The sequence below is a fragment of the Rhizobium sp. SJZ105 genome, from assembly GCF_007828365.1.
GTDB lineage: Bacteria > Pseudomonadota > Alphaproteobacteria > Rhizobiales > Rhizobiaceae > Agrobacterium > Agrobacterium tumefaciens.
Window position 1 is genome coordinate 1061336 of sequence record NZ_VIUP01000001.1, and the last position, 26382, is coordinate 1087717.

Sequence of the window (26382 nt, forward strand, 5' to 3'; positions counted from 1 at the left end):
CATCACCCCTTCTCACCCGCCAGCGCCCGCTGCACGGCCGGGCGCTCGTTCATGCGCCTGAAGTGATCATGCACCTTCGGGAAGCGGGCGATATCCACGCCGTCGCTTTCCAGCCAGCCGGACATGACGAATAGATAGGGATCGGCGACCGAATAGGCGGTGCCCAAGACCCACGGGCCGTGCAGCATGCCGTGCTCGATCAGTTCGAAACAATCGGTCATGGTCTGCGGCACCTTCGCTTTCATATCCGCCAGGGAACTATCCTCGCTCGCCCAGCGGCTGCCGCGCCGGCCATGCGCATGGGCGACATGCACCGTGGAGGAAATGAAGGCGTTGAAGGCTTGCATCAGGGCGAATTCGAAGGGATCGTCGAGTGGGGCGAGTTTCTTCTCCGGAGCCATCTGCGCAATGAAGGCGAGGATGGCAGGCGTTTCCGTCAGCACCCCGCTTGCCGTGGCCAGCGCTGGCACGCGGCCTTTCGGGTTGATCTTCAGGAATGCCTCGGAGCGCTGCTCGCCCTCGGCGAAGTTGACGCGATGGGCCGTGTAAGGCAGGCCGGATTCCTCAAGCACGATATGGCTGGCGCGGGAGCAGGAACCGGGGGAGAAAAACAGTGTGAACATGGATATGCAACCTCCAGGGCAATGAGGGGCGCCTACCTCCTCGCGTGCAGACGCCAGCCCCTGCGGCGGCGATCTGGCAGACCATCACATGCAAGGGCAATCCATCATCCTGCCGGCAGCGGGCCGCGTCAAAGGTTATTTCTGACGCGCGTCGCGTTTAACCGAAGGCATACCGCGCGCCTTATTTTTTATCTTTACGCATGTTCCGGACGTAAAGCCGCAGCGCAGTTTTACAGGAGATGCCTCTAGAGGCCGACAACCCGGATATCGCCGACGTGGATGCCGTTCCAGTTGCGCATCTGCCGGTTTGCCATGGCAAGCAGCGCCTCGTTCTCGGCGCCATCGAAATATTTCGCCAGCATTGCGGCAATCATCGCTTCGGCCGCACGCGTCGTGCCGTCTTCGCATTTCACGGCCATGGCGATGCCCTTTTCCGGCAGTGCGGCCACGAACACGCCTTCCGCACCGGTCTTGGCGAAAATCCTGCCCGGCGCGATCTGCATCAGCCTGGTGCAGGTGCGGCCGGTGCCCGCCACGTAAAAGGGTTCCGCCATGCAGGCGTCAAAGAGCCGGCGGGAGGCTTGCGCGCGCCCGGCCTCCAGCCCCCTGCCCGTCGCCATCTTGGCAAAACCATGCGCCAGACCCTTGAGCGGCACGGCATAAGTGGGGATCGAGCAACCGTCCACGCCGCAATTGTCATGGCCAAGCGTCGCACCCGTCAGGCTTTCCATCGTCGCGCGAATTTCCCGCTGCAGGGGGTGGTCGTAACCGACATAGCCCTCGGGGTCGGTGCCTGTGTGACAGCAGGCGCAGATGAAGCCGGAGTGCTTGCCGGAGCAGTTATTGTGAAGTGCCGTCGGCTTTTCCAGCGTGCGGGCCTGATGGATGATGGTCTTCTGGTCGGAAGACCAGTGCGCGCCGCATTCCAGCGTATCCACATCCCTGCCCGCCCTTGCGAGCATGGAGGCGGCGAGCGCCGCGTGTTCGTCCTCGCCGGAATGAGAAGAGCAGGCAAGCGCCAGTTCGCGATTGCCGAAGCCATAGGCATCCGCCGCGCCGCTTTCCACCAGCGGCAGCGCCTGCATGGCCTTGCAGGCAGAACGCGGGAAGACGCCACGCTCGACATCACCAGCTGAAAACACGACGCCACCATCGCCATCCACCACCACTGCAAGACCCTGGTGGCGGCTTTCGACCAGACTGCCCCTGAGGACTTCGACGGTAACGGAATTGTTCATTTTTGCGGCCTCAAAAAGTTCTGATTTTATGTCGTTGATAGCGCAATTGATTTTTCGATGCACGAGGCTATCAGTGAAATTTGCAAAACGTCTGCTGCTGGCGATTGCCATCATCTATCTGCTGCCAGCTCTGGCATCGGCGGGGTTGTGGGCCATGAGGGATCACCCGCAGGGCTGGCGTGACGCGCGCTGGTCGTCCTCCGGCACCCTGCCGCAAGCAGGTGCCGACCGGCAGGCGGCGGTTTACGTTTTTTCCGCCATGACCGGTGGCTTTAAAGGCTCCGTCGCCAGCCATGCCTGGATCGTGCTGAAAAAGCCGGGCGCGACGGCCTACGATCGCTACGACAAGGTGGGCTGGGGAATGCCGATACGCCACAATGGCTATCCGGCGGATGCCTATTGGTATTCCAACACGCCGCGTCAGGTGGTGGCCATTCATGGGGCGGCAGCGGAAAAACTGATCCCGAAGATCGAACAGGCGATTGCCGACTATCCCTATGGCAAACCGGGCGGCTATCGTATCTATCCCGGTCCCAACTCCAACACTTTCGTTGCCCATGTGCTGCGCAGCGTGCCGGAGCTCGGTGTGGTTCTGCCATCAGACGCTGTGGGCCGCGACTATCTGCCCAACGGCGCGTTTTACCACGTCGCCGACGACTGGAAGGATGCGAGCCTCTCGCTTGGCGGGTTGTTCGGTATTTCGGCGGGCGCACGCAGTGGCTTCGAGGTCAATTTCCTCGGCCTCGTCGCAGGTTTCGATTTCAGCCGGCCCGGCGTGAAGATACCGGGACTTGGCTATTTCGGAGTGGCGGGTATCCGCGCGTAAAGTCGGGTCAGGTCTCAGCGGCCTGTGCTGCGCGTTTGGCGCGGATGCTCTGGGCAATAAAAACACGCGACAGGCCGTGATAGAGCGGCTCCCGGGAGAAAAGCCGGGAGGTTAGATATCCCAGCATCGATGCCACCATGATGGGGATGACGCCGTCATGATTGCCGGTCATTTCGAGGATGATCACGAAAGCCGTCATGGGGGCCTGCACCACGCCCGCGAAATATCCCGCCATGCCGACAATGGCGCCAAGGCCGATGCTCGTACCCAGCAAAGTCGCCATCGTACTGCCAAAGCCCGCGCCAACGGACAGCGACGGCGCGAATATACCGCCCGGAATGCCCGACATCATCGCCAGAAACGTGGCCGCCAGCTTTTCGATGAAGAAGAAGGCCGGTGCGGCCTGGCCCTCGATTGCGGCGCGCGCCTGTTCGTAACCCGTTCCGAAGGTCGCGCCATCAGTCGCAATGCCGATCACGGCGGAGGCAAGGCCGCAGGCGGCGGCAACCGCCAGCATCCGCCTTGACGGCATGGCCTGGGCGAAGCGCCGGATGCGCGCGGACAGGCGCAGCGCCCCCGCGCTGAACAGCGCGCCGAACGCACCGCCGCCAATGCCGCAGACCAGCACGAGCAGCCAGTCCATCATGGTTTTCGCCATGACGGAACTGGTGCCAAAGTAAGTATAGCTGCCGACCAGCGCCAGCGAGGCAAGGCCGGACAGGATGACGGCGGTAAGGACGAGGCCGTTTGCCCGGGATTCGTAGGTCTTGCTCATTTCCTCGATGGCAAACACGATGCCGGCCAGCGGTGTGTTGAACGCTGCCGCAATACCCGCCGCTGATCCGGCAAGAATAAGACCTTTTGCCTGTGCCATGCCGCCCCAGCGCGCCGCCTGAAGCATGATCGAGGCCCCGACCTGCACGGTTGGTCCCTCTCTCCCGATCGACGCACCGGACAAAAGCCCGACGACCGTCAGCGCGACCTTGCCGAAAGCGAGTTTCAGCGACAGGAGCCGCGAACGATCCGCGTCGTCACGCAGGTGCCGCGCGGCGATGGCCTGGGGAATGCCGCTGCCGCCTGCATTGGGAAAAACCGTCAGCGCCAGCCAGGCGCACAGCGTGAAACCGAGCGGCGTCACGACAAGCGGCAGCAGAAACGCCCATTCGCCGGAAGATGTTGCCGAGAAGAAAAGATGCTGGGCGCGATCCGCCGCCCAGGCAAAACCGACGCTGATAAGGCCCACCGCAATCGCGCCGATCCAGAAAACCGCCCTCGGCTTCCACACCCGCCATGAACCCCACACAACACGGGAACGGCGGAGCATCTTCAGCTTTTTGTAGTCGACGGGCATGGGGATCCAGATCGGTGATTTCAGTTATTGTCGGGCGGGAGACCCTTTTATCGGCCTGCCAGCCGGCGATTGCAAGTTTTGCATTTGACTCGTTGCGACAGATGGCAGAAGCTGCGCATCGCAAATGCAACGCATGGAGAGAAAAGATGAAAACCGCAACTTTGCCTTCGCTGCGTGTAACGGCGGATTTCCGCGAGGCGGCAGAAAGCGTTCTGAAAGACGGCGAGACGCTATCGTCATTTGTCGAGGATTCGGTCCGCAGGCAGGTGGAAATCCGCAAATCGCAGGCGGAATTCATTGCGCGCGGGCTGGCGTCGCTCGAACAAGCGGAGCGCACCGGTGTCTATTATAGCACCGACGATGTTCTTTCGATGATGCAAAGAAAACTCGATGCTGCGAAAGCCGCGAAACGGAAATGACATATCAGCTTCGTTATACCGAAGAAGCACTGGCGGATTTCGATCGCATCTATGATTTTCTGATCGCATACGACATCGATGTGGCCGAGAAGGCCATTCACGCCATAAGAGCAGGATTAGACATTCTCAGCGATTTTCCCTTCAGTTGCCGTAAGGCATCTTCTGAAAACGGGCTGATACGTGAACTCCTCGTGCCGTTCGGGTCATCCGGCTATATCGTGCTGTTCCGCATCGACGGCCCGGAAACAGTCACCATTGCCGCCGTTCGCCACCAGCGCGAGGACGATTACCATTGATCCTCACCGGTCGCTGACAGCCGCGCGCGGGTTTACCCACGGCTCCTGATTGGAGCGCGGCAGCGGGGTTTTGCCAAGGATGTGGTCCGCCGCCTTTTCGCCCGTCATGATCGAGGGACCGTTCAGGTTGCCGTAGGTCACGTGCGGGAAGATCGAGCTGTCGGCGACCCGCAGCCCCTCCACGCCGATCACCCGGCATTCGGGATCAACGACGGCCATGGGGTCGTTCCTGTCGCCCATCCGGCAGGTGCCGCAGGGGTGATAGGCGCTTTCCAGATGTTCGCGCAGGAAGGCGTCGATCTGTTCGTCCGTCTCCACCTTTTCGCCCGGCTGGATTTCCGGCCCGCGAAAATCGTCGAAGGCTTTCTGGCCGAAAATCTCGCGCGTGAGGCGCACGCAATGGCGGAATTTTTCCCAGTCTTCCGGGTGGCTCATATAGTTGAAGCGGATGACCGGGTCGTCATGCGGATCGGCGGAACGCAGCGTGACATTGCCGCGCGACTTCGACAGGTTGTAGCCGACATGTGCCTGAAAACCATGGCTTTTCGCAGCCGCCTTGCCATCATAGGAGATGGCGACGGGCAGGAAATGGTACTGGATGTCAGGCTGTTTCAGGCCGGGCGCTGAACGCAGGAAGGCGCAGGCCTCGAACTGGTTGGAGGCCCCTAACCCGCCTTTCGACAGCAGCCATTGCGCACCCGCGACCCCCTGCCAGAACCAGGGTAGCCAGGAGTAAAGCGACACCGGCTTGGTGGAGACCTGCTGGAAATAAAACTCCATATGGTCCTGAAGGTTTGCGCCGACACCCGGCCGATCCGCCTTAACCTCTATGCCCATGTCCTTCAGATGAGCGGCAGGCCCGATGCCCGAAAGCATCAGCAATTTCGGTGAATTAAAAGACGATGCCGAGACGATGACCTCACGATCGGCCCTGATGGTTTCCACCCCGCCCCTGCGCTCGATTTCGACGCCGACGGCACGGCCGTTCTCGATGACGACCTTGCGGGCGAAGCCATTGACCAGCGTGACATTACCGCGCTTCAGCGCCGGCTTCAGGTAGGCATTGGCGGCGGACCAGCGGCGGCCATTATGGATGGTCTGCTCCATCAGGCCGAAACCTTCCTGTTTGGAGCCGTTATAGTCGTCTGTCAGCTCGAAGCCTGCCTGCGCACCAGCCTGAATGAAGGCGTGGAACAGCGGATTGCTGACCGGCCCGCGCTGAACATGCAGCGGCCCATCCGTGCCGCGCCACCCCTCTTCGCCGCCATGGCTGTGTTCCATGCGCTTGAAATAAGGCAGCACATCCGCATAGGCCCAGCCATGCGCGCCCAATTCCTCCCAGCGGTTGAAATCCTCGGCATGGCCGCGCACGTAAACAAGGCCGTTAATGGAGGACGAACCGCCGATGACCTTGCCGCGTGGGGCGGTGATGCGGCGATTGTCGAGGTTCGGTTCGGGTTCGGAGAGATAGCCCCAATTGTAGCGCTTCATACTCATCGGCCAGGCGAGTGCGGCCGGCATCTGGATGAAAGGCCCGAAATCCGAGCCGCCAGCCTCAATGACAATCACCGAATAACGGCCGTCTTCCGACAGGCGATAGGCGATGGCGGAGCCTGCGGAACCGGAACCGACGATGACGTAATCTGCGTGCATGATTTGCTCTCTCTTCAATGAGCGTTGGTTCCGATTGACGGGCTGAGGGTGGGGTCCCCCCACCAAATCTCAATAAGGCGCGTCCACCTTGCCCGTGCTCACATAAACCGTCTTCAGCTCGCTATAATGCTCCAGCGCCGCCGCCGAATTCTCGCGCCCGAAACCAGACTGCTTGGAGCCGCCGAATGGGATTTCCACCGGGCAGAGATTGTAGGTATTGATCCACAGCGTGCCCGCCTCCAGCTGGTCGACCACGCGATGAGCGCGGGCCAGATCGGCGGTGAAGACGCCGCCGGCAAGGCCGAATTCGGTGGCGTTGGCGCGGGCCAGAACCTCATCCTCATCATCGAAATCCAGCACGCACATGACCGGGCCGAAGATTTCCTCGCGCGCGATGGTCATGTCATCGGTCACATCGGCAAACACGGTCGGCTGCACATAGGCGCCCTCGCCTGCAACATTGTTGGGAATGCCGCCGCCGGTTACTAGCGTCGCACCCTCCGCCTTGCCCTTTTCGATATAGCCAAGCACCTTTTCCTGCTGGGCTTTGGAGACCAGCGGGCCGAGATGGGTGGCGTAATCCAGGGGGTCGCCGAGGATCATCGCCTCAGTGCGGCGCTTCAGGTTTTCGAGGAAGCGGTCCTTTGCCTTTTTCTGCACGAAAACGCGGGTACCGTTGGAGCAGACCTGACCGGAAGAATAGAAATTGCCGAGCATCGCCCCGCCCACAGCGCTTTCGATATCGGCATCGTCAAACACGATCAGCGGCGATTTTCCACCGAGTTCCATCGTCACATGCTTGAGATGCCCGGCGGCGGCGGCGGCCACCTTGCGACCGGTGGGCACCGAGCCGGTGAGCGAGACCTTGGCGACATCCGGGTGGTTGACCAGAAGCGGGCCGGTATCGCGATCACCCTGAATGACGTTGAACAGGCCCTTGGGCAGCCCTGCCTCGATCAGGATTTCGGCGATCTTCAAAGCGCCGAGCGGGGTGTTTTCCGATGGCTTGAAGACCATGGCGTTGCCGGCAACGAGCGCCGGGGCCGCCTTCCAGCAGGCGATCTGCTGTGGATAGTTCCATGCGCCGATGCCGACACAGACGCCGAGCGGCACGCGCTTGGTATAGGCGAAATCGCCGCCGAGCGGGATGTAGTTGCCGTTCAGCGCGGAAGGCGCGATACCGCCGAAAAATTCGAAGGCATCGGCACCTGAGGTCGGATCGGCGACAATGGTTTCCTGGATCGGCTTGCCGGTATCCAGCGTCTCGAGCAAGGAGAGCGCCTCGTTGCGTTCACGCATGATATCGGCGGCGCGTTTCAATATACGCCCGCGCGCCATGGGGCTCATTGCCGCCCATTCCTTCTGGGCGCGTTTGGCCGATGCAATGGCGCGCTCGACAATCGCGGGCGTTGCCGCATGCAGCCTTGCAATGACTTCGCCGGTGGCCGGAAAGACGCTTTCGAAAAGCGTGCCGGCATTGTCTTCGACATAGTCGCCGTCAATGAAATGCGAGGCTTTGGGCTGCGCCCTGAGAGACGTCGCGATAGTCATGTCGAATACTCCTAGAGAATGCGGACGGACGGCTTCGGGCGCTGTCCATCAGGATATGGTTTGAGCTGCAAGTCGAAATAGTCTTCGACAAGGGCCGGCGCGGAGGCGAGCCCAAGCGGGGCCGAACGCAGGCTGTGCCTGATATACAGCCCGTCGATAAGGGCTGCCGCACCTTCCGCAATCCGCGCGGCGTCATCGGGCGGGCATAGCCGGTTTAGGCTTGCCATGAGGTTCGAGCGCAGGCGACGGGAATAGAGCACCAGCAGGCGGCGGGTTTCTTCCGAGCGCTGCGCCTCCACATAAAAGGCAAGCCATGCCGCCACCGTCTCGGGCGTGAACTGGTCGCTCTGGAAAGAGACGTGAACGATGGCGCTCAGCCGTTCGCGCGGGCCATTGGCGCGGGTCAGCGCCGCCACCGCATCGCGCCTCAGATCCCGCAGCAGGCTGCGGATGGTTTCCAGAAGAAGCTGCTGCTTGCTGCCGAAATAATGATGCGCAAGCGCCGGCGATACGCCCGCTTCCCGGGCAATATCCGACATTGTCACATTCAGCGAACCATGGTGGCCTATGGTGCGTAACGCCGCATCCACAAGCGCCTTGCGGCGCAAAGGCTCCATTCCGATCTTGGGCATAAGGGTCTCCTTGATGGCGGGCAAAATATTCTTGATTGATCAATCAATCAATAAAAAACGCGCCATTTCATGTCGCTGATTTGCCATGGATCAAAGAAAACCGGGCAAGGCCGGATAAGACTAGCCGCTCCCATGCTGAGGAGCCGCTCACAGGGGAAAAACTAAACCGTGATATACTGCAAATTGGGAATGGAACACGTTTCGTGCTAATATGCAGAGTGATACAAATTTCGCTGGAAGCGGCGCCAGACGAAAACTGAAAAAACGCCCGCAAGACCGCGATCCCCATCAGGTCCCGACACGGACCGGAGATGCCTTCGCAACGGTTGAACAAGGGAGTGATATCATGCCAATGGTGACAGTATCGATTTCCCCGGAACAGGCAGCAAGAATGCGCGAGGCCGTGAATAGCGGCGCCTACGCATCCGGCAGCGAGGTCGTAAGGGCCGCGCTGAGACTATGGGCGGCCTCTGCTGCCGCAACCGGCGCAGATACAGAGGCTGCAGCACCTGTCGAGGCGGATCGCGAACGCCTGAATGTTGCGGAACTTTACGCCGCTCACACCGGCCATGTGCGCCGGGCCTGAGGGCCTGCCGGATACCCCTGGCTATTGAGGGGCCCGTGACAAAACCTTCATTAAAGCTTCACAGTCGTGAAAGCTTTTGTTGACCTGTAATCTGCGATTGTCTGCTGAAAAGAGACAAGTTCCCGTGTGTGCATTTGACTTGTCATGCCACCAACGGGAACTGGCAATAGCGGAGAACAGAAATGCCGGCCGTAACGCTGGAGAACGATGTCATAAGGCGGTTTGCCTCCGGGCACATGTTTCCCATGGCGAAGCTTGTGCTTGAAACCGCGTTTCAGCCGATCGTCGAGGCGACGACGGGCACGATTTTCGGATATGAATCACTGATGCGCGGCCATGACCGGCTTGGGTTTTCCAATCCGCTCGCGCTTCTCGACCAGGCTGCCGAGGATGGCGAGCTGAAGGCCTTCGAGCAGATGCTGGCAAGCCGGGCGCTCGCTAAATTCTCCACCCTGGCGGATTTTTCCACCACCACCCTGTTCCTCAATCTCGATGTAAGGCTTATCCCGCACGGGGACGCCATTCTTGACAAGCTCGTTGGCCATCTGGCGCGGGCGGGCATTCCGGCCTCCTCCATCTGCTTTGAACTTTCCGAACGTTTCGACAATACCAGCGTGCCGGAGTTCAAGGCGCTGATCGCCCGCATGCGCAAGGAAGGTTTCAAGCTGGCGATCGACGATTTCGGCGCCGGTCACGGCGAGATGAAGCTTTTATGCGACTATCCGCTTGATTACCTGAAGATCGACCGGCATTTCATCAGCGGTGTCGATCATCTTCCGCGCAAGCAGCATCTCGTGCGCAACATCGTCAACATCGCTCATGTTCTCGGCGTCCGGGTCATTGCGGAAGGCATCGAAACCGAAGCGGAATTTCTCACCTGCCGCGAATATGGCGTCGATCTGGTGCAGGGCTGGCTGATCGCCAGGCCGACGGTTTTCACCAGCGAGCTTCCCGAGAGCTTTCCGCACCTCAACCGCGTGGGCGTGGCGCGGCGCAACAGCCAGTCGCTGGACGAAATCCTCATCCGTCGCGAAATAGAGCGTCTTCCCACCGTCTATGAGCATGACAGCGTCGACAGCGTCTTCGAATTGTTCCGCAGAAACCCGCAGCAGGCTTTTTTCCCGGTGCTCAACGCCAATGGCGAACCGCGCGGCGTCATCAACGAATATCACCTCAAGGAATACATCTACCGGCCTTTCGGGCGCGATCTCCTCAAGAACAAGATCTACGAGCGCACCATTTCCCACTTTGTCGATCCTGCGCCGATCGTGGGTCTCGACGCCGATGCCGATCAACTGATGAACATGTTCGCCAGCATGGGCGGCAGCGCCTGCATCATCCTGACCGAAAACATGCGTTACGCCGGCATCGTCTCAGCCGCATCGCTCATCAAGGTCATCAATGAAAAACAGCTCAAGATGGCGCAGGACCAGAACCCGCTGACGGCGCTACCGGGCAACCGCGCCATCGGCGGCTTCATAGCCGACAGCTGCGGCGATGGCGATGAGACCCGTTTCTTCTGCTATTGCGATTTCGACAATTTCAAACCCTTCAACGATAAATACGGCTTCAATGCCGGCGACCACGCCATCACCCTGTTTTCCGCACTGATGCGTCGCTACTTTTTCGCCGGCGACTGCTTTCTCGGCCATATCGGCGGCGACGACTTCTTCGTCGGCGTGCGTGACTGGGCGGTGGAGGAACTGACGGAAATCCTCGAGCGGCTGCTCAGCGATTTTCACGGTGAAGTGGCCGAACTCTACTCGCCAGAGGACCGTCAGGCCGGTCGCATGGTCGGGCTGGACCGTCGCGGCAATGAGCGGGATTTTGCCCTGCTGCGTTGCTCCATCGGCGTTCTCACATTGCCAAAAGGTTTGATCATCGCCAATCCCGAGCGCATCGGAAGCGAGATCGCCGGCATCAAGACAGCCGCGAAAGAAAACGAAGGCGGCCTCGTCATCCGGGTGTTCGGGGAGACAAAATGACATCAGCGACAAAGGGCCTCCTTCCCTAAGCGGTACATCTGTCCTAAATCTTCAGGTAACGCCGACAAATGAGGAATTGCCCCTGGCCATGCCCGAAAATGTGACCCTGCCCGAAAAAATGCGCTTCATCGACCTTTCCTCCCATGGTTGCCCGGAGGTGATGCAGCTTTCGCAAGCACCTTTGCCAACCCCCGCCAGAGGCGAAATCCTGGTGAGGGTCGAGGCGGCCGGCGTCAACCGCCCCGATGTCGCGCAGAGGCAGGGCACCTATCCGCCACCGAAGGACGCAAGCCCGATCCTCGGCCTCGAAATTGCCGGAGAAGTGGTGGCGCTCGGCGAAGGCGTCAGCGAATTCAAACCTGGCGACAAGGTCTGCGCGCTCGCCAATGGCGGCGGTTATGCGCAATATTGCACCGTACCGGCCGGGCAGGCCCTGCCCTTCCCCAAGGGGTACGACGCCGTCAAGGCCGCCGCGCTGCCGGAAACCTTCTTCACCGTCTGGGCCAACCTCTTCCAGATGGCGGGCCTGACCGAAGGCGAAAGCGTGCTCATCCACGGCGGCACCAGCGGTATCGGCACAACCGCCATCCAGCTCGCCAAAGCCTTCGGCGCTGATGTCTATGCGACGGCGGGTTCTGCGGAAAAATGCGAGGCCTGCGTCAAGCTTGGTGCCAAACGGGCCATCAATTACCGCGACGAGGATTTCACCGCCGTCATCAAGGCCGAAACCGATGGCAAGGGTGTCGATGTGGTTCTCGACATGATCGGTGCGGCCTATTTCGAAAAGAACATTGCCGCACTCGCCAAGGATGGCTGTCTGTCCATCATCGCCTTTCTGGGCGGCGCCGTGGCTGAAAAGGTCGATCTGCGGCCAATCATGGTCAAACGCCTGACCGTCACCGGCTCCACCATGCGGCCACGTACCGCTGACGAGAAACGCGCCATCCGTGATGAGCTTATCGAACAGGTCTGGCCGCTCATCGAAAGCGGCAAGGTTGCGCCTGTCATCAACAAGGTCTTCACGCTGGACGAAGTTGTGGAGGCCCACCGGCTGATGGAAACCAGCAATCATATCGGCAAGATCGTGATGCGAGTGTCCTGATCAGACCTCTTGCATTAATGACGAATCGTACTACCTTCTAGTTATGTTCAACGTATCGGAAGGAGGTGATCCAATGTCTAATGAGATTTCGGTCTCTGGTGCAGGCAATGGAAAGGGTGGGTTTTCGACGGGGCAGCCCTCGGCGTAAAAACCTCTTGCCTTCGGAACGTTGAGAAACAGTCCCGGGTCTGTAAACAGGACCAAGCTCATGGAAGGGTCGCCTCTGGCGACCCTTTTCCGTTTGTGGGGTGATCGGCGCGTTTACCCGGTTCCCTCATCTCTGTGCTTGTCACAGAGATCCAGCCAGACCAAGTGTTTGGGCTGAATGGATACCGGCTCAAGGCCAGTATGACGGGGAACCGCCAGCTGCCAATCGCAGCCGCATCTCCCCTACCTCTTGCCAAACACCTTCCACCGGGTCGGGCGAAACCGCAGTTCGGCACCTACCGCCACGGCGGCGTTGAGGGGCACCTCGATTTCGAGGTGATAGGGGTCATGGCCGTTATTGGCGATGTCGATTTCGGCGATGCGGGTGCCGGCGAGGCGGCGACAGGTGGTAACCTTGCCGTAAAGCGCGTTTTTCTCGTCGGTCAGCACCACATCTTCCGGACGGAAGAACAGCTCGCCCTCACCTGCGCCACTTTCGGCGACGCCGATGCTCTCGCCCTGAAACACCACCTGGCCGTCGCGGATCGTCACCGGCAGGCTGGAGGATTCGCCGATGAAGGAGAAGACGAACGGGGAATTGGGCGTGTCGTAGACGTCATCCGCCGTGCCGACCTGTTCGATCTTGCCCTGGCTCATGACGACGACGCGGTCGGCCAGTTCCAGTGCTTCTTCCTGATCGTGGGTAACGAAGACGGTGGTGTGGCCCGTGCGGTCGTGGAATTCGCGCAGCCAGCGACGCAGTTCCTTGCGCACCTTGGCATCGAGTGCGCCGAAGGGTTCATCGAGCAGCAGCACCTTCGGCTCGATGGCAACTGCGCGGGCAAGTGCCACGCGCTGACGCTGGCCGCCGGAAAGCTGGGTGGGGTAACGCTTTTCGAGGCCGGTCAGATGCACCATGTCCAGAAGCTCCGAAACTCGCCTGCGGATTTCCGCTTTCGGCGGGCGGGAGGCGGAAGGGCGCACCTTCAGGCCGAAGGCTATGTTGTCGGCAACCGTCATATGGCGGAACAGGGCGTAGTGCTGAAACACAAAACCGACATTGCGCTCCTGCACCGAGCGGTGCGAGGCATCCTCATCGCCGAAGAAGATGCGGCCTTGGGTCGGCTGCTCCAGGCCGGCGATGAGGCGCAGCAGCGTCGTCTTGCCGGAACCGGAGGGACCGAGCAGCGCGATCAGCTCGCCGGAACGAATGTCGAGCGACACGTCGTTCAGCGCCGGAAAGCGATCAAACTGCTTGGTGATGCCGGAAACTTTCACTTCCATGAATATGCCTTTCAATGCTTGCCGGCTGCGTTGCCCGCGCCAAAGCGTATTTCGAGAATGGTTTTGAGAACGAGCGTCACGAGCGCCAGACCGGCCAGCAGCGTCGCCACCGCGAAGGCCGCACCGATATTGTACTCATTATAGAGTATCTCGACATGCAGCGGCATGGTGTTGGTCTCGCCGCGAATATGGCCTGATACGACAGAGACGGCGCCGAACTCGCCCATGGCGCGGGCGTTGCAGAGCAGCACCCCGTACAGCAGTCCCCATTTGATATTCGGCAGCGTGACATACCAGAAGGTCTGCCAGCCGGTTGCGCCAAGCGAGATCGCCGCCTCCTCATCGCCATTGCCCTGCTCCTGCATCAGCGGGATCAGTTCACGCGCGACGAAGGGAAAGGTGACGAAGATGGTGGCTAGCACGATGCCCGGAACAGCAAAGAGGATTTCGATGCCATAACTCTTCAGCCATGGCCCGAGCACGCTGTGCGAAGAGAACAGGATGACATAGACCAGACCCGATATGACCGGCGAGATCGAGAACGGCAGGTCGATCAGCGTTATCAGGAATGCCTTGCCCTTGAACTCGAATTTCGCGATCGCCCAGGCGGCGGCGACACCGAAGATAAGGTTGAGCGGCACCGAAATGGCGGCGACAAGCAGTGTCAGACGGATGGCGGAGAGTGCATCCGGCTCGACGATCGCTTCCCAGAAGGCATCGGCGCCTTTGCGAAATGCCTCGAAGAACACCGATACCAGCGGCAGCACGAGGAAAGCCGCAAGGAACAGGAAGGCAATAGCAATCAGCACCAGCCGGGCAGGCAGGCTCTCGCTGGCGGGATCGCGGAACGGTCGGGACGAGGTGCGGGAAGCATCAGACATAACCGTACCTCTTGCGGCTCCAGGCCTGGATGAGATTGATGAGGAACAGCATGGCGAAGGAAATGATCAGCATGATGGTGGCGATGGCCGTCGCGCCCGCATAATTGAACTCCTCCAGCCGGATGACGATGAGGAGCGGTGCGATTTCCGAGACGTAAGGAATATTGCCGGCGATGAAGATGACCGAGCCGTACTCTCCGATACCACGCGCGAAGGCGAGTGCGAAGCCCGTCAGGATGGCGGGCGTGAGGCTTGGCAGCAGCACCCGGCTGATGGTCTGGAAACGGTTGGCGCCGAGCGTTGCCGCCACCTCCTCCACCTGCCGGTCTATTTCTTCCATGACCGGCTGCACGGTGCGGACCACGAATGGCAGGCCGATGAAGATCAGCGCGATGACGATACCGGTCGGCGTAAACGCGATCTTGATGCCGAAGGGTTCGAACAGCGAGCCGACCCAGCCGCGATTGGCATAAAGCGTGGTGAGCGCGATGCCGGCAACCGCCGTCGGCAGGGCAAAGGGCAGATCCACGATGGCATCAACGAAACGCCGGCCGGGAAAACGATACCGCGTGAGAACCCATGCGACGATGACGCCAAAAACAGCGTTCACCAGTGCGGCGATGAAGGCGGTGCCGAAACTGACGCGCAGTGCATTCAGTGTACGGCTATCGACAGCGATCGCAATAAAATCTGCAAAACCAAGTTTCGCCGTGGACCAGACGAGGCCGCCGAGCGGAATAAGAATGATGAGAAACAGATAGACGACCGTGTAACCGAACGTCAGGCCGAAGCCGGGTATCACGCTCGATTGACGCCACTTCCACCTGTTTCCGGATGTATTATTGCTCATCAACGCTCCGGATAATCTTTAGTTTGGCACATTTCCGGACAGAAAACCGGGGTCCACTTTTCCTGGAAATGCTTTCTGGGAGCCGGTGTTCCCCGGCCTTGTTATAAAGGATCGACCGGCACGGTGTCCGGTCGATCGATTTGTCGTTTTTCAAGTTCCCTTAAGCGGGGTGGGCGGATTTGTCTTCAGCCCATCATCCGCTTACTTGGCGGGCTTGTAAATCTGGTCGAAGATGCCGCCGTCACCGAAATGTTCAGGCTGCGCCTTGGCCCAACCGCCAAACTGCGGATCGTCGATGGTGACGAGCTTGATGTCGGGCAGCTGCTTCAGCAGATCCTTGGAGACAACTGCGGGGTTCGAAGGACGATAGAAGTGCTTCGCCGCAATGTTCTGACCTTCGTCGGAATAGAGATATTGCAGATAGGCTTCCGCCGCCTTGCGGGTGCCCTTGGCGTCGACGTTCGCGTCAACCACGGCGACCGGCGGCTCGGCGAGGATCGAGATCGGCGGCACAATGATGTCGAAGGCATCCGCGCCGAATTCCTGACCGGCCAGATAGGCTTCGTTTTCCCAGGCCAGCAGCACGTCGCCGATCTGGCGCTGCGCAAATGTGACCGTGGAGCCGCGGGCACCGGTATCGAGCACCGGAGCGCGCTTGTAGAGTTCGCCGACATAGGCCTTGATCTTGTCCTGATCGCCCTTGAACTCTTCATTCGCCCATGCCCAGGCGGCAAGGTAATTCCAGCGTGCGCCACCTGATGTCTTGGGGTTCGGGGTAACGATCTGCACGTCGCCCTTTACCAGATCGCCCCAGTTATGGATCCCCTTCGGGTTGCCCTTGCGGACGAGGAACACGATGGTGGAGGTGTAGGGCGAGGAATTATGCGGCAGGCGGCCGCGCCAGTCCTTGTTGATCTTGCCGGAATTCTGGACGATGGCATCGATATCGCTCTGCAGCGCCAGCGTCACCACATCGGCTTCCAGACCGTCGATGACCGAGCGAGCCTGCTTGCCGGAGCCGCCATGCGACTGCTGGATCGTGACATCCTCACCGGTATCGGCCTTCCACTTCTTGGCGAAGGCTTCGTTGAAATCCTTGTAGAGTTCGCGGGTCGGATCATAGGACACGTTAAGCAGCTTGGTCTGCGCGGCAGCCGAGCCGACACCTCCCAGAGCCAGCGATAGACCGAGAGCGAAAACGCTCAAACCGGACAGAAGCTTGGACATCGGTATTCCCTCCTGATGAAGATGGCTTAACTCTACTGGACCGGTAGAGTTGGTCAATGAGGCCGAATACGATCGAAAAAGTGTTTCCCGAGAGCGTTTCCACGGGCAACAAATACAGCGCAGCATAGGCGAAAGGCGCAACAAGCGTCGTGTAAAACTTTGCTGAATGCAAAACCGTTTCACATTTTTGACGATTTTTTGGCGTTACGGCGAAAAATATTCAGGGGTTTTAGACGATTTTTTCGTCAGGCCGTCAAAAGTTCGGGCACTTCCACGCCTGCAACGGCATCCGCAACGGTGGTGTTGAAAAGGATATTGCGGGTGGCATCGGCCACGCGGGCGAAGACGTGGCGTATTTCGCACTGCTTTTCGCCATCGCAATCCTCGCACCGGCGATAGGCGGTCTGCGACAGGCAGGGCAAGGGAGCGAGCGGCCCGTCGATGAGGCGCAGCACCTCGCCGAAGGTGATATCGGCAGCCGGGCGCGCCAGCAAATAACCGCCCTGCTTGCCGCGCCTGCTTTCGACGATGCGTTCCTTCTTCATTTCGAGAAGGATCTGTTCAAGGAATTTTTTCGGAATGGCCTGTTCGCGGGCAATATCGGAAATTTGCACAGGACAGCCGCCGTCGGCCTTTGCCAGCGAAAGAAGCGCCCTCAGCGCATATTTTGCCTTCTGCGAAATCATCGTGAAACCAGTAGAACACAAGCCCGGATACCCGGCAATTCCGGCTTAGCGCAGAAGTTGTCACAATTCAAATCCAAGCTGCAAAGAAGGTGAACGGGCATCTTTTGCTCATAGATCGTGCGCGTGAGGCATTTTTGCTCTGAAGTGCAGCGCACAAAGACTGTCATTTCTGTTCCAGAGGCCCGATTTCAACAATAATCGGCCATGGAAATCCCGGACGTGACAATGACGATCAATTCAGCAAATGCCTCTGCCGATACCGCTTCCCTCGACGCCACGCTTGCCGGGCTCGATCTTGCGGGACGACTTTCCTTTATCGCCGGTCTTGGCGGCCGTGCGGTCTTCACCACCAGCCTCGGCATCGAGGATCAGGTGATCACGGCGGCCATCGGCACCCACCGGTTGCCGATCGACGTCGTGACGCTGGAAACCGGCCGGCTCTTCAAGGAAACCGTCGATCTTATCGAGGAAACCGAGGAACGCTTCGGCATCGACATCCGTCGCTTCCGGCCCGAACAGGACGATATCGACGCCTATGCCGAAAAATACGGCCTCAACGGTTTTTACGAAAGCATCGAGGCCCGTCACGCCTGTTGTCATGTCAGAAAGCTGATTCCGCTCGGCAAGGCGCTGGAAGGTGCCACCTTCTGGATCACCGGGCTCCGCCGCGGCCAGTCGGGCAATCGTGCGACCACACCTTTCGCCGAATTCGACGCTGAGCGTAATATGATCAAGGTCAATGCCTTGGCGGACTGGGACATCGACCAGATCAAGGCCTATGTCGCTTCTGAAAACATTCCCGTCAATCCGTTGCATGCGCGTGGTTACCCCTCCATCGGCTGCGAGCCGTGTACACGCGCTATCAAGCCCGGCGAGCCTGAGCGCGCCGGACGATGGTGGTGGGAAAACGACGAGAAGCGCGAATGCGGTCTTCACGTCGCCGGTGCGGACCAGACGTCCGCCATTTCCGCCATCCCACAACGATAATCATTCAGACCAGTTCCGGAGTTTAAAATGTCCAACGCAGTCCACGAGACGGACAGCAAGAATACTGTCGCATCCAAGCCGCCGCTCGATCCGCATCTGAAGGCGCTTGAAAACGAAGCCATTCATATCTTCCGCGAAGTCGCCGCCGAATTCGACAATCCCGTGATGCTCTATTCCATCGGCAAGGATTCATCCGTGCTGCTGCATTTGGCGCGCAAGGCATTCTTCCCAGGCCGCGTGCCCTTCCCGCTGCTGCACGTCAATACGGGCTGGAAATTCAAGGAAATGATCGAATTCCGCGACAAGATCGTCAAGGAATATGACCTCGATCTCATCTCCTACACAAACCCGCGCGGCGCGAGCGAAAACGTGACGCCCTTCACCCACGGTTCGGCGCTCTACACCGACATCATGAAGACGGAAGCGCTGCGCCAGGCGCTGGACGCCGGTCAGTTCGATGCCGCCTTCGGCGGTGCGCGCCGCGACGAGGAAGCAAGCCGCGCCAAGGAGCGCATCTATTCCTTCCGCACGCCGGACCATAAATGGGACCCACGCAACCAGCGCCCTGAGCTGTGGAACATCTATAACGGCATGGTCCGCAAGGGCGAAAGCGTGCGCGCCTTCCCGCTCTCCAACTGGACCGAAGTCGATATCTGGCGTTACATCGAGGCGGAAAACATTCCGCTGGTGCCGCTCTATTACGCTGCCGAGCGCCCCTATATCGAGCGTGACGGCATGATGATCCTTGCCGAAGACGAGCGGCTGGAGCTGCTGCCCGGCGAAGAGATCCAGCACGGCTCGATCCGCTTCCGCACGCTCGGCTGCTTCCCGCTGACCGGCGCGATCCACTCCGAGGCGGCGACGCTTCAGGAGGTCATCGCCGAGCTGGAAATCGCCACTGTTTCCGAGCGGCAGGGCCGCGCCATCGATCGAGACCAGTCCGGCTCGATGGAGAAGAAGAAGCGCGAGGGCTATTTCTGATGACCGCCGCTGCTACCAACACCGCCTCCACGGCCACCATTCTGCCCTTTGCCGAACATTCGAAGGCGACGCGTGATACGCGCCCGCTTCGTCTCATTACCTGCGGCAGCGTCGATGATGGCAAATCGACCCTGATCGGCCGTCTACTGTGGGACACCAAGGCCGTCAAGGAAGATCAGGCCGCCACCCTGCACCGCGATAGCGGCAAGCAGAACGATCTCGGCCTGCCCGATTTCGCGCTGCTGCTCGACGGGTTGCAGGCAGAGCGCGAACAGGGCATCACCATCGACGTCGCTTATCGCTATTTCTCGACCGACCGGCGCGCCTTCATCGTGGCCGACACGCCCGGCCATGAGCAATATACCCGTAACATGGCGACCGGCGCTTCCACGGCCGATCTCGCCGTGCTTTTGGTCGATGCGCGCACCGGCATTCTGGAACAGACACGCCGACACGCCACCATCGCGGCGCTGATGGGCATCCGGCAATTCGTGCTGGCCATCAACAAGATCGACCTGACGAATTACGACAAGGCAGGTTTTGAACTGATCGCCCACGAATTCCGCGATTTCGCCTCCGACCTCGGCATCAAGCAGATCACAGCCATTCCAATGTCGGCGCTGAAGGGCGAAAACGTCGTGCTATCAGGCAAGGCCTCCATGCCCTGGTATGAAGGCCCGACACTGGTCGAAACGCTGGAGCTTGCCACGGTGCGCTCGGCGCAATCGGGTGGTTTCCGCTTCCCCGTACAGCGCGTGTCGCGCCCCGGCGAAAGTTTCCGCGGTTATCAGGGCACGGTTGCCGGCGGCTCGGTCAAGCCGGGCGACAGCGTTGTCGTGCTGCCGTCGGGCATGGTCGCGAATGTCAAGCAGATCGTCACTTTCGATCTGGTGCGTAACGCCGCCGTTGCTGGTGACGCGGTCACGCTCGTTCTCGACCGTCAGGTGGACGTCTCGCGCGGCGACATGATCGTGTCCATCGAGGCACAACCGCAGACAGGGCTTGCCTTCGACGCGCAGATCGTGGCGTTGCAGCCAGGTGGCATCGAGGCCGGCAAACGTTACTGGCTGAAAAGCGGCAGCCGCCGCCAGCGCGTCAGCGTGCAGCCGGTCAGCCAGCTCAACCTGAAAGAAGGCGAATGGCAGGCGCACGAGACATCGCTGCCGATGAACGCCATCGGCAAGGTGCGGCTCTCCTTCGACGAGACGGCGATCTTCGATGCCTATGAGCAGAACCGGGCAACCGGCTCCTTCATCCTGATCGACCCCGACACCAACAACACGGTGGCGGGTGGCATGATTGCCGGCAAACGCAGCGTTGGCGCGACGGAAGAACAGGGTGACCGCGTCATTCTCTCCCTGCCCGCCCATCTGGCCGAGAAGCTTCTGGCAAGCGAACTGCTGGCCAAGCACCGCGACGAGATCGACATCCGCCGCACGGATGGCGCGACAGCCTCACGGCTGATCAGCGATCTGGACTGAAAGACACGCGCACACAACAAAAAGGCGACCGTCCAAGCGGTCGCCTTTTTTGTTTGAAAGCCTTTGGATCAGGCCTCGTTTAAAACACGAACATGTAAAGCAGGATGATCACAAAAATCGGAACACCCATCGCCCACAGTGCAATACCTTTTAGCATGTTATCCTCCATCGTTGTTGTGGTGGGATAACGGTTGAGGCGCGGTTGCGTTCCCTGCGACTGCGCTGACGACGGGTTCATCGCAGTCGATAACGTCAAACGCATCAAGTTTTCGACGCTTTGTCGAGCCCAGAAGATGGCCAGCGTCATGGCGCTGTGTTCAGGCACGGTTAATGACCGACACCTCACTCTCTCAGCAATGGAACTGCGTGGTTCAGCGCACGTTAGTGTCCGTCATTGGGAGATGAAGATTATGAAAATTCTGACTGCAGCGATCTGCCTGGTTTCGGTGGGCATCCTAAGCGGCTGTGTCGATGATCGGGGCTACCGTAGCGGCGGATATTATACGACGGGCGTGTACTACCGCACCTATGAACGCGATCGCCACTACCGTGACTATGACCGTCGCGACTGGCGCGACCGGAGGGATTGGCGTGATCGTCGCGACTGGCGCGGTGATTACCGCTACCGATGATCGACTGGACCTACATTCAAGACCATTGGGATTGGGCGGGGCACATTCTAGAGGCCGTCATCATGGCGGCGATTGTTGCCGTTCTGTTTCGCGTGCTCGTTAGCTGGCGAATGGCGTGGATAATCGGGCTGGCCTTCGCCGCCGGTCACTTTCATGGCCGGGAAAAGCGGGACTACGAGGTGTCCGTAGAAATGCCTCCTCCCCATCTGGAGGGTTATTACTTCTGGAATTGGTCCTGGGATGGTTTAACCGACTTCTGGCCGACGGCTCTTGTTTGCGTTTTGCTCATTCTCCCGTTGGTGAGGAAGAGAAATTGACCTTCAGTGCAATCACCAAAGTCGTGATTTGCAGCCGCGGACGCCGAATGCGTTTACCCGTCGGGTTTTAAACCGTCAGGTCTCGGTACGATGCCTTGATCCAAGGATCTTCAGAAGTGTTGGGATCATTTGAAAGCCCCGGGAAATATTGGGCTTAAGCTGGTCGGAGTGAGAGGATTCGAACCTCCGACCCCGTCGTCCCGAACGACGTGCGCTACCAGACTGCGCTACACTCCGTGACCAGCGGCGCTTCTATAGACCAGCCTCCAGCATTCGACAAGCGGCATATTGCATTTTTTGTGACAAGTTTTCAACGCGCTGCCAAGGGCGGTCGCCAAGTGCCTGCCGCACCGGGCGGCGTGTGGGAAAACGTTACAAAAAAGCAATTGTGGCAGGAAATTTTCGTCAAGCGGCACAGCTCCCCTGCCCGTCGCCGCCAAATCTGCTAGGGGAACGTAATGACCGGCGGGAAGCCGGACACGGCACAAAGGACATTTCACCATGCTATTTCGCAGCGTAACGCTCGCAGGGCTCGCCATTGCGCTCTCCGCCTGCACGACATCGACGGGCTCTGCCCCTTCCTTCACCCAGAAGAGCCCCGTTGAAACGCGGTGGGTCGGTCAGTCCGCAGGTATTTTCTTTGCAAAATTCGGCCCGCCGCTGAGCGACACGGAAACCGGCAGCTCGACCATCTATAACTGGCGCGGCGGTTACAAGAAGGCCACCATTCCGGCCAAGTTCGAAGAAGGCAAGGACGGCAAGAAGGGTCGCCAGATTTCGCCCGCCCGCACCGCCTCGCTCTCCTGCACGGTTCAGCTCACCGTCTCCAGCGACTACACGATCACTTCGGTACGCACGGTTTCCGACCGCCCCGGCGTCAACGGCCCGAGCTATTGCGCGGAATTCCTCGCCGCAAACTGAGTTTTCGTCCAGCAGACGAAACGAGCCAAGGCCTGCCCTAACCGGCGGGCCTTTTCACTTTTTTGCGATTATTCTCATTTTTTCTGAATTTTTTTCACACGGACCAGCGCGACCTGATCCGCCAAGCGCGGCAAACGCCGAATTGACGGCGTTTTCGCGATATTCGCGCTTGAGACACTTTCAACCGTTTGAAAGCACCATCTAATCCTCGCGACCACAAAAATGACAATCCGCAAAATGGCAAAAACTGCCAATGCGACCTTATGTCCCGGCAAAATCACCGCAAAAGCGCTTGAACTGGAGTGAATAAGTCAGGGTTGTGCCTGTTTCGGCTTTGCTGTAACGGGGCGGCTGGGAGGAGTGTTTTTAACACAAAACAAGAATCAGGTATGGCCGTGACTCCCATCGATCAAGACAAATCCCAGCTCACTGATCTTTCCTCAGACGCGCTTCCCTCCCATGCGCTTCCAATGAACCGCAGACAGGTTCTCGGCACTGCGCTCGCAGGGCTTGCAGCGACAGCGCTGCCGACATCCTCGCTTCTCGCCAATACGGCTACCAAGAAGGTCGACGTGCTTCTGATCGGTGGCGGCATCATGAGCGCGACGCTCGGCGTGTGGCTGCGTGAACTGGAGCCAACCTGGTCGATGCAGATGCTCGAGCGGCTGGACGGCGTGGCGCTTGAAAGCTCCAACGGCTGGAACAATGCCGGCACCGGCCATTCCGCGCTTGCCGAACTGAACTACACGCCGGAAGACGACAATGGCAACATCAAGATCAGCCAAGCCGTCAACATCAACGAATCCTTCCAGATTTCCCGGCAGTTCTGGGCATGGCAGGTGCGTAACGGCGTTTTGAAGAACCCGCGCTCCTTCATCAACCACACGCCGCATATGAGCTTCGTCTGGGGCGATGAGAACATCGCCTATCTCGAAAAGCGCTACGAGGCGCTGAAGGCAAGCCCGCTTTTTGCGGGCATGGAATATTCCAGCGACCCCGAGCAGCTTAAGAAATGGGTGCCGCTGATGATGGAAGGGCGCGATCCTTCCCAGAAGATCGGCGCGACCTGGTCGCCGCTCGGCACCGACATGGAATTCGGCGAGATCACCCGCCAGTTCGTTTCGCATCTGCAAAGCGACCGGAATTTCGACCTGCAGGTCAACAGCGAGGTTTCCGATATCCAGCGCAATGCCGATGGCAGCTGGCGCGTGACCTATAGCAACCTGAAGACCGATGCTGAGCAGACCGTGGATGCGAAATTCGTGTTCATCGGCGCCGGCGGCGGTGCGCTGCATCTGTTGCAAATGTCCGGTATTCCGGAAGGCGACAATTACGCCGGTTTCCCGGTCGGTGGCTCGTTCCTGATCAACGACAATCCTGACGTGACGATGCAGCATCTGGCCAAGGCCTACGGCAAGGCCTCGGTCGGCTCGCCGCCCATGTCGGTTCCACACCTCGATACCCGCGTGCTTGGTGGCAAGCGCGTCATCCTGTTTGGACCTTTCGCCACCTTCTCCACCAAGTTCCTGAAGGAAGGTTCCTATTTCGATCTCGTCTCCTCCGTCACGACAAGCAATGCCTGGCCGATGGTGCGCGTTGGCATCGATGAATATCCGCTGGTGGAATATCTCGCCGGCCAGTTGATGATGTCGGACGACGACCGCTTTGCCGCGTTGAAGGAGTATTTCCCGAACGCGAAACAGGGCGAATGGCGTCTGTGGCAGGCGGGCCAGCGCGTGCAGATCATCAAGCGCGACGAGGAAAAGGGCGGTGTACTCAGGCTCGGCACGGAAATCGTCGCCGCGCAGGATGGCAGCATCGCCGGTCTGCTCGGCGCCTCCCCTGGCGCCTCCACGGCCGCACCGATCATGCTGAGCGTTCTGGAAAAGGTCTTCAAGGACAAGGTGGCGACACCGGAATGGCAGGCCAAGATCCGCCAGATCGTTCCGAGCTACGGCACCAAGCTCAATGACGACCCGGAAAAAGTGCAGCAGGAATGGGCTTATACGGCCGAGCACCTGCAATTGCCGACCCCGCCGCAGATCGATCTTGGCGCGCTGAAGGGCGCGGGAGCGGCACCTGCTGGCGCGCCGGTGAAGAAGGTTCCCGATATCGCGCTTTAAGGCGAAACTTCCAGCCTTGAAAAATAAAAACGTCGCGCCTTGTTGAAGACGCGGCGTTTTTTGTTGGGAACAAACTTGGCCAGTCATTCCTCCTTCATCCTCCGGCTTGTCCCGAGGATCTACAACAGGTTGATTTTGTTGACGTGCTTAAACACAGCTTTACCTTTGAGTTGCGGGAATGGATCGATGTAACTATTCTTTATCATCTCTCCAATGGTCATATTCATGGGAGGTTTGTTCCCGTATGTAACGTTGGAGACCACCGCGTGCTTCACGTTTTCTATGTCAGTGACATAAGCTATGCTTCGCTCTGGTTCCATACTAGCGCAGTTTATGCCGATCACGAAGCCTGACCGGTCGAACACCGGGCCGCCGCTAGCGCCGGGGTGCATGTGGAAGTCTACGTGATACAACGGCCAAGAAAGCAGATATTTGTCGCGCCCTTCCGGATAATACTCAACGACCTCGCCGCGATAGAATGCAGGATTCGTCACAAGCACATGCTTCCCATCGCGATCAACGATTTCTGTGTTGGGAAACGCGAAAGTAAAAACCGTTTCTCCTACTTCGGCTTTCGATATTCTGAGGGGAGCGCATTTTTCACATCTTGAACCCGCGTCAACTTGGCGTACGGCTACGTCACACCCATCGACGGTGCTCACAATGTGAATTCGCCGCTCTTCAAACGCAGAGCTATTGGAACGTCGCACCATCGTCATCAACGCAGATTTTTGCCTTACAAGCCCGTCTGGTGCAGTTCGATCCAGAACCTCATCGACAACGTGCTTTGCTGTAGCAATCAACCGTGGGGCTATGAAAAAGCCGGTTCCAAGCATCCTCACTGGATCGCCGGGCTTTGTTGGATACGAAAACAGCGGCACGACCATTCGCGTCGCATCATCCAAGACGTTTCCGCTATCATCTGTAATTTGATAAAAGGCGTTGTCATCCGTCCCTTCGAGAGGCGGCAACACTACCGGCGGTGACTCCGCTCTTTTTCTTTTAAATATCTCTAACCACGGCAATTTCAAAACTCGACCTCAAAAAGCGGATTGAGATGCTCAGAACCCGCGCTATGGCGGCTAGCAATAGAGAAAAAGAGCAATCCCGAGCGCCTAATTAACGCTCAGGCGGGACGACTTTTCGGGTTTCACGATGACCGCAAGCCTCATTTTGGCACGTAAGGGTATGCTGCTTGTGTCCAAATATTCCAAAAGTTGGATCATTTACGACCGAAGTTACCTTTAGTTGTCCGCTTTGGCAAAGGGGACAGGTTTCACCAGATTTTAGAGACTTTATCTCTGCCTGAAGCTTTTTAATTTCCGCATCTTTTTCGTGGAGGTCTTCTTTTGCATCGCTCAAAGCCATTTTTATGTCTGCAAGATTTCCATAAAGCTCGGCCATCTGAGCTTTGAAACCCGCCGAGTCCAAGTCCCTTTCGATGTCTCGTAAGTCTCTTGCGATTTTAATTGTCTGGCTGGCTAAACCCAGTGCGCCCATGATGTCCACTTCAATTGCCCCCGACTCGCAAATTTCAGTCACAATCTAGCGTGTCTTTGGGCGACTCAAAAGGCCATATGGACTGGCCACGAGGCCATAACAC

Annotated in this window: 27 protein-coding genes and 1 tRNA gene; 13 read left to right on the forward strand and 15 right to left on the reverse strand. The window is 59.0% G+C overall.

Annotated features, from left to right (window positions below):
• Positions 1–2: 2 nt before the first annotated feature.
• Together FB593_RS05375 and FB593_RS05380 are read right to left on the reverse strand one after the other, a co-directional pair.
• Positions 3–623 (reverse strand): glutathione S-transferase family protein, encoded by a 621-nt coding sequence (locus FB593_RS05375; protein ID WP_013635651.1) that lies wholly within the window; start codon positions 621–623, stop codon positions 3–5.
• A gap of 245 nt (positions 624–868) precedes the next feature.
• Positions 869–1861 (reverse strand): asparaginase, encoded by a 993-nt coding sequence (locus FB593_RS05380; RefSeq protein WP_111789401.1) that lies wholly within the window; start codon positions 1859–1861, stop codon positions 869–871.
• A 73-nt stretch (positions 1862–1934) separates the two neighbouring features.
• Here FB593_RS05380 and FB593_RS05385 point away from each other — a divergent pair, with 73 nt between their 5' ends.
• Positions 1935–2687, forward strand: coding sequence for a DUF3750 domain-containing protein (locus tag FB593_RS05385; protein WP_003511884.1), 753 nt, complete (start codon positions 1935–1937; stop codon positions 2685–2687).
• A gap of 7 nt (positions 2688–2694) precedes the next feature.
• On the opposite strand, the gene FB593_RS05390 is transcribed toward FB593_RS05385, so the two are convergent.
• Positions 2695–4038, reverse strand: coding sequence for a chloride channel protein (locus tag FB593_RS05390; protein WP_162632935.1), 1344 nt, complete (start codon positions 4036–4038; stop codon positions 2695–2697).
• A gap of 146 nt (positions 4039–4184) precedes the next feature.
• Here FB593_RS05390 and FB593_RS05395 point away from each other — a divergent pair, with 146 nt between their 5' ends.
• Together FB593_RS05395 and FB593_RS05400 are read left to right on the forward strand one after the other, a co-directional pair.
• Entirely contained in the window at positions 4185–4457 is a 273-nt protein-coding gene (locus tag FB593_RS05395; RefSeq protein WP_003511882.1) for a YlcI/YnfO family protein, read from the forward strand.
• On the forward strand, positions 4454–4753 hold the full coding sequence (locus FB593_RS05400) for a type II toxin-antitoxin system RelE/ParE family toxin (RefSeq protein ID WP_065661272.1): 300 nt from the start codon (positions 4454–4456) through the stop codon (positions 4751–4753). The genes FB593_RS05395 and FB593_RS05400 overlap by 4 nt, the downstream gene beginning before the upstream one ends.
• Positions 4754–4756: 3 nt before the next feature.
• Here the strand turns inward: FB593_RS05400 and betA are convergent, their stop codons facing one another.
• From betA to betI, 3 genes are all read right to left on the reverse strand, one after another.
• A complete protein-coding gene (betA, locus tag FB593_RS05405) occupies positions 4757–6406 on the reverse strand; it encodes a choline dehydrogenase (protein WP_065658185.1) in 1650 nt (549 codons plus the stop codon).
• A gap of 69 nt (positions 6407–6475) precedes the next feature.
• Entirely contained in the window at positions 6476–7957 is a 1482-nt protein-coding gene (gene betB / locus FB593_RS05410; protein ID WP_019564156.1) for a betaine-aldehyde dehydrogenase, read from the reverse strand.
• 11 nt (positions 7958–7968) lie between these two features.
• Positions 7969–8589 carry a transcriptional regulator BetI gene (betI, locus tag FB593_RS05415; protein ID WP_003511878.1) on the reverse strand — a complete coding sequence of 207 codons (621 nt, stop codon included), beginning with the start codon at positions 8587–8589 and terminating at the stop codon, positions 7969–7971.
• 346 nt (positions 8590–8935) lie between these two features.
• Between betI and FB593_RS05420 the strand changes: the two genes are divergently transcribed.
• From FB593_RS05420 to FB593_RS05430, 3 genes are all read left to right on the forward strand, one after another.
• Entirely contained in the window at positions 8936–9175 is a 240-nt protein-coding gene (locus FB593_RS05420) for a type II toxin-antitoxin system ParD family antitoxin (RefSeq protein WP_025592709.1), read from the forward strand.
• A 182-nt stretch (positions 9176–9357) separates the two neighbouring features.
• On the forward strand, positions 9358–11160 hold the full coding sequence (locus tag FB593_RS05425) for a GGDEF domain-containing protein (protein WP_013635646.1): 1803 nt from the start codon (positions 9358–9360) through the stop codon (positions 11158–11160).
• A gap of 88 nt (positions 11161–11248) precedes the next feature.
• Positions 11249–12262 (forward strand): NAD(P)H-quinone oxidoreductase, encoded by a 1014-nt coding sequence (locus FB593_RS05430; RefSeq protein WP_186447887.1) that lies wholly within the window; start codon positions 11249–11251, stop codon positions 12260–12262.
• Between the two features lie 390 nt (positions 12263–12652).
• On the opposite strand, the gene FB593_RS05435 is transcribed toward FB593_RS05430, so the two are convergent.
• The 5 genes from FB593_RS05435 to FB593_RS05455 all read right to left on the reverse strand — a co-directional run bounded on the left by FB593_RS05435 (position 12653) and on the right by FB593_RS05455 (position 17337).
• Positions 12653–13693 carry a sulfate/molybdate ABC transporter ATP-binding protein gene (locus FB593_RS05435; protein ID WP_145166373.1) on the reverse strand — a complete coding sequence of 347 codons (1041 nt, stop codon included), beginning with the start codon at positions 13691–13693 and terminating at the stop codon, positions 12653–12655.
• A gap of 11 nt (positions 13694–13704) precedes the next feature.
• Positions 13705–14574: a sulfate ABC transporter permease subunit CysW gene (cysW, locus tag FB593_RS05440; protein ID WP_003511871.1), complete on the reverse strand. Its 870-nt coding sequence runs from the start codon at positions 14572–14574 to the stop codon at positions 13705–13707.
• On the reverse strand, positions 14567–15424 hold the full coding sequence (gene cysT, locus FB593_RS05445) for a sulfate ABC transporter permease subunit CysT (protein WP_038490139.1): 858 nt from the start codon (positions 15422–15424) through the stop codon (positions 14567–14569). Before cysT ends, cysW begins: the two co-directional genes overlap by 8 nt.
• A 201-nt stretch (positions 15425–15625) precedes the next feature.
• Complete coding sequence (locus FB593_RS05450; RefSeq protein ID WP_003511869.1) at positions 15626–16651, reverse strand: sulfate ABC transporter substrate-binding protein; 1026 nt, start codon at positions 16649–16651, stop codon at positions 15626–15628.
• A gap of 245 nt (positions 16652–16896) precedes the next feature.
• A complete protein-coding gene (locus tag FB593_RS05455; protein ID WP_025592702.1) occupies positions 16897–17337 on the reverse strand; it encodes an RrF2 family transcriptional regulator in 441 nt (146 codons plus the stop codon).
• Between the two features lie 204 nt (positions 17338–17541).
• On the opposite strand from FB593_RS05455, the gene FB593_RS05460 reads away from it, so the two are divergent.
• Genes FB593_RS05460 through cysN form a run of 3 tightly spaced genes read left to right on the forward strand, consistent with a single transcriptional unit; the run spans position 17542 to position 20786 of the window.
• Positions 17542–18324, forward strand: a complete 783-nt coding sequence (locus FB593_RS05460) for a phosphoadenylyl-sulfate reductase (protein WP_186447888.1) — start codon at positions 17542–17544, stop codon at positions 18322–18324.
• A gap of 27 nt (positions 18325–18351) precedes the next feature.
• The gene (gene cysD / locus FB593_RS05465) at positions 18352–19305 is read left to right on the forward strand and encodes a sulfate adenylyltransferase subunit CysD (RefSeq protein WP_003511863.1); all 954 of its coding nucleotides are present in this window, start codon (positions 18352–18354) and stop codon (positions 19303–19305) included.
• Positions 19305–20786 (forward strand): sulfate adenylyltransferase subunit CysN, encoded by a 1482-nt coding sequence (cysN, locus tag FB593_RS05470; RefSeq protein ID WP_003511861.1) that lies wholly within the window; start codon positions 19305–19307, stop codon positions 20784–20786. The genes cysD and cysN overlap by 1 nt, the downstream gene beginning before the upstream one ends.
• Before the next feature lie 79 nt (positions 20787–20865).
• Here the strand turns inward: cysN and FB593_RS05475 are convergent, their stop codons facing one another.
• On the reverse strand, positions 20866–21093 hold the full coding sequence (locus FB593_RS05475) for a hypothetical protein (RefSeq protein ID WP_112289584.1): 228 nt from the start codon (positions 21091–21093) through the stop codon (positions 20866–20868).
• Positions 21094–21187: 94 nt separating this feature from the next.
• Between FB593_RS05475 and FB593_RS05480 the strand changes: the two genes are divergently transcribed.
• Together FB593_RS05480 and FB593_RS05485 are read left to right on the forward strand one after the other, a co-directional pair.
• Positions 21188–21418 (forward strand): hypothetical protein, encoded by a 231-nt coding sequence (locus FB593_RS05480; protein WP_236742465.1) that lies wholly within the window; start codon positions 21188–21190, stop codon positions 21416–21418.
• Positions 21415–21735: a hypothetical protein gene (locus FB593_RS05485; protein ID WP_112289581.1), complete on the forward strand. Its 321-nt coding sequence runs from the start codon at positions 21415–21417 to the stop codon at positions 21733–21735. Before FB593_RS05480 ends, FB593_RS05485 begins: the two co-directional genes overlap by 4 nt.
• Positions 21736–21895: 160 nt before the next feature.
• On the opposite strand, the gene FB593_RS05490 is transcribed toward FB593_RS05485, so the two are convergent.
• Positions 21896–21972 (reverse strand) — tRNA-Pro (locus FB593_RS05490).
• A 264-nt stretch (positions 21973–22236) separates the two neighbouring features.
• Between FB593_RS05490 and FB593_RS05495 the strand changes: the two genes are divergently transcribed.
• Positions 22237–22656, forward strand: coding sequence for a hypothetical protein (locus tag FB593_RS05495; protein WP_003511854.1), 420 nt, complete (start codon positions 22237–22239; stop codon positions 22654–22656).
• Between the two features lie 389 nt (positions 22657–23045).
• Positions 23046–24779, forward strand: coding sequence for a malate dehydrogenase (quinone) (gene mqo / locus FB593_RS05500; RefSeq protein ID WP_025592695.1), 1734 nt, complete (start codon positions 23046–23048; stop codon positions 24777–24779).
• A 119-nt stretch (positions 24780–24898) separates the two neighbouring features.
• On the opposite strand, the gene FB593_RS05505 is transcribed toward mqo, so the two are convergent.
• Both FB593_RS05505 and FB593_RS05510 read right to left on the reverse strand, forming a co-directional pair.
• Positions 24899–25810 carry a S1 family peptidase gene (locus FB593_RS05505; RefSeq protein ID WP_145166375.1) on the reverse strand — a complete coding sequence of 304 codons (912 nt, stop codon included), beginning with the start codon at positions 25808–25810 and terminating at the stop codon, positions 24899–24901.
• Between the two features lie 88 nt (positions 25811–25898).
• Entirely contained in the window at positions 25899–26279 is a 381-nt protein-coding gene (locus FB593_RS05510; protein WP_065661283.1) for a hypothetical protein, read from the reverse strand.
• Positions 26280–26382 lie beyond the last annotated feature (103 nt).

What these genes read in the sequence shown, in the direction of transcription:
- FB593_RS05375 (WP_013635651.1), bottom strand. Translation starts at nt 623, where the DNA reads ATGTTCACACTGTTTTTCTCCCCCGGTTCCTGCTCCCGCGCCAGCCAT.
- FB593_RS05380 (WP_111789401.1), bottom strand. Translation starts at nt 1,861, where the DNA reads ATGAACAATTCCGTTACCGTCGAAGTCCTCAGGGGCAGTCTGGTCGAA.
- FB593_RS05390 (WP_162632935.1), bottom strand. Translation starts at nt 4,038, where the DNA reads ATGCCCGTCGACTACAAAAAGCTGAAGATGCTCCGCCGTTCCCGTGTT.
- FB593_RS05395 (WP_003511882.1), top strand. Translation starts at nt 4,185, where the DNA reads ATGAAAACCGCAACTTTGCCTTCGCTGCGTGTAACGGCGGATTTCCGC.
- FB593_RS05400 (WP_065661272.1), top strand. Translation starts at nt 4,454, where the DNA reads ATGACATATCAGCTTCGTTATACCGAAGAAGCACTGGCGGATTTCGAT.
- betA (WP_065658185.1), bottom strand. Translation starts at nt 6,406, where the DNA reads ATGCACGCAGATTACGTCATCGTCGGTTCCGGTTCCGCAGGCTCCGCC.
- betB (WP_019564156.1), bottom strand. Translation starts at nt 7,957, where the DNA reads ATGACTATCGCGACGTCTCTCAGGGCGCAGCCCAAAGCCTCGCATTTC.
- betI (WP_003511878.1), bottom strand. Translation starts at nt 8,589, where the DNA reads ATGCCCAAGATCGGAATGGAGCCTTTGCGCCGCAAGGCGCTTGTGGAT.
- FB593_RS05420 (WP_025592709.1), top strand. Translation starts at nt 8,936, where the DNA reads ATGCCAATGGTGACAGTATCGATTTCCCCGGAACAGGCAGCAAGAATG.
- FB593_RS05425 (WP_013635646.1), top strand. Translation starts at nt 9,358, where the DNA reads ATGCCGGCCGTAACGCTGGAGAACGATGTCATAAGGCGGTTTGCCTCC.
- FB593_RS05430 (WP_186447887.1), top strand. Translation starts at nt 11,249, where the DNA reads ATGCCCGAAAATGTGACCCTGCCCGAAAAAATGCGCTTCATCGACCTT.
- FB593_RS05435 (WP_145166373.1), bottom strand. Translation starts at nt 13,693, where the DNA reads ATGGAAGTGAAAGTTTCCGGCATCACCAAGCAGTTTGATCGCTTTCCG.
- cysW (WP_003511871.1), bottom strand. Translation starts at nt 14,574, where the DNA reads ATGTCTGATGCTTCCCGCACCTCGTCCCGACCGTTCCGCGATCCCGCC.
- cysT (WP_038490139.1), bottom strand. Translation starts at nt 15,424, where the DNA reads ATGAGCAATAATACATCCGGAAACAGGTGGAAGTGGCGTCAATCGAGC.
- FB593_RS05450 (WP_003511869.1), bottom strand. Translation starts at nt 16,651, where the DNA reads ATGTCCAAGCTTCTGTCCGGTTTGAGCGTTTTCGCTCTCGGTCTATCG.
- FB593_RS05455 (WP_025592702.1), bottom strand. Translation starts at nt 17,337, where the DNA reads ATGATTTCGCAGAAGGCAAAATATGCGCTGAGGGCGCTTCTTTCGCTG.
- FB593_RS05460 (WP_186447888.1), top strand. Translation starts at nt 17,542, where the DNA reads ATGGAAATCCCGGACGTGACAATGACGATCAATTCAGCAAATGCCTCT.
- cysD (WP_003511863.1), top strand. Translation starts at nt 18,352, where the DNA reads ATGTCCAACGCAGTCCACGAGACGGACAGCAAGAATACTGTCGCATCC.
- cysN (WP_003511861.1), top strand. Translation starts at nt 19,305, where the DNA reads ATGACCGCCGCTGCTACCAACACCGCCTCCACGGCCACCATTCTGCCC.
- FB593_RS05475 (WP_112289584.1), bottom strand. Translation starts at nt 21,093, where the DNA reads ATGACGCTGGCCATCTTCTGGGCTCGACAAAGCGTCGAAAACTTGATG.
- FB593_RS05480 (WP_236742465.1), top strand. Translation starts at nt 21,188, where the DNA reads ATGAAGATTATGAAAATTCTGACTGCAGCGATCTGCCTGGTTTCGGTG.
- FB593_RS05485 (WP_112289581.1), top strand. Translation starts at nt 21,415, where the DNA reads ATGATCGACTGGACCTACATTCAAGACCATTGGGATTGGGCGGGGCAC.
- FB593_RS05495 (WP_003511854.1), top strand. Translation starts at nt 22,237, where the DNA reads ATGCTATTTCGCAGCGTAACGCTCGCAGGGCTCGCCATTGCGCTCTCC.
- mqo (WP_025592695.1), top strand. Translation starts at nt 23,046, where the DNA reads ATGGCCGTGACTCCCATCGATCAAGACAAATCCCAGCTCACTGATCTT.
- FB593_RS05510 (WP_065661283.1), bottom strand. Translation starts at nt 26,279, where the DNA reads ATGGGCGCACTGGGTTTAGCCAGCCAGACAATTAAAATCGCAAGAGAC.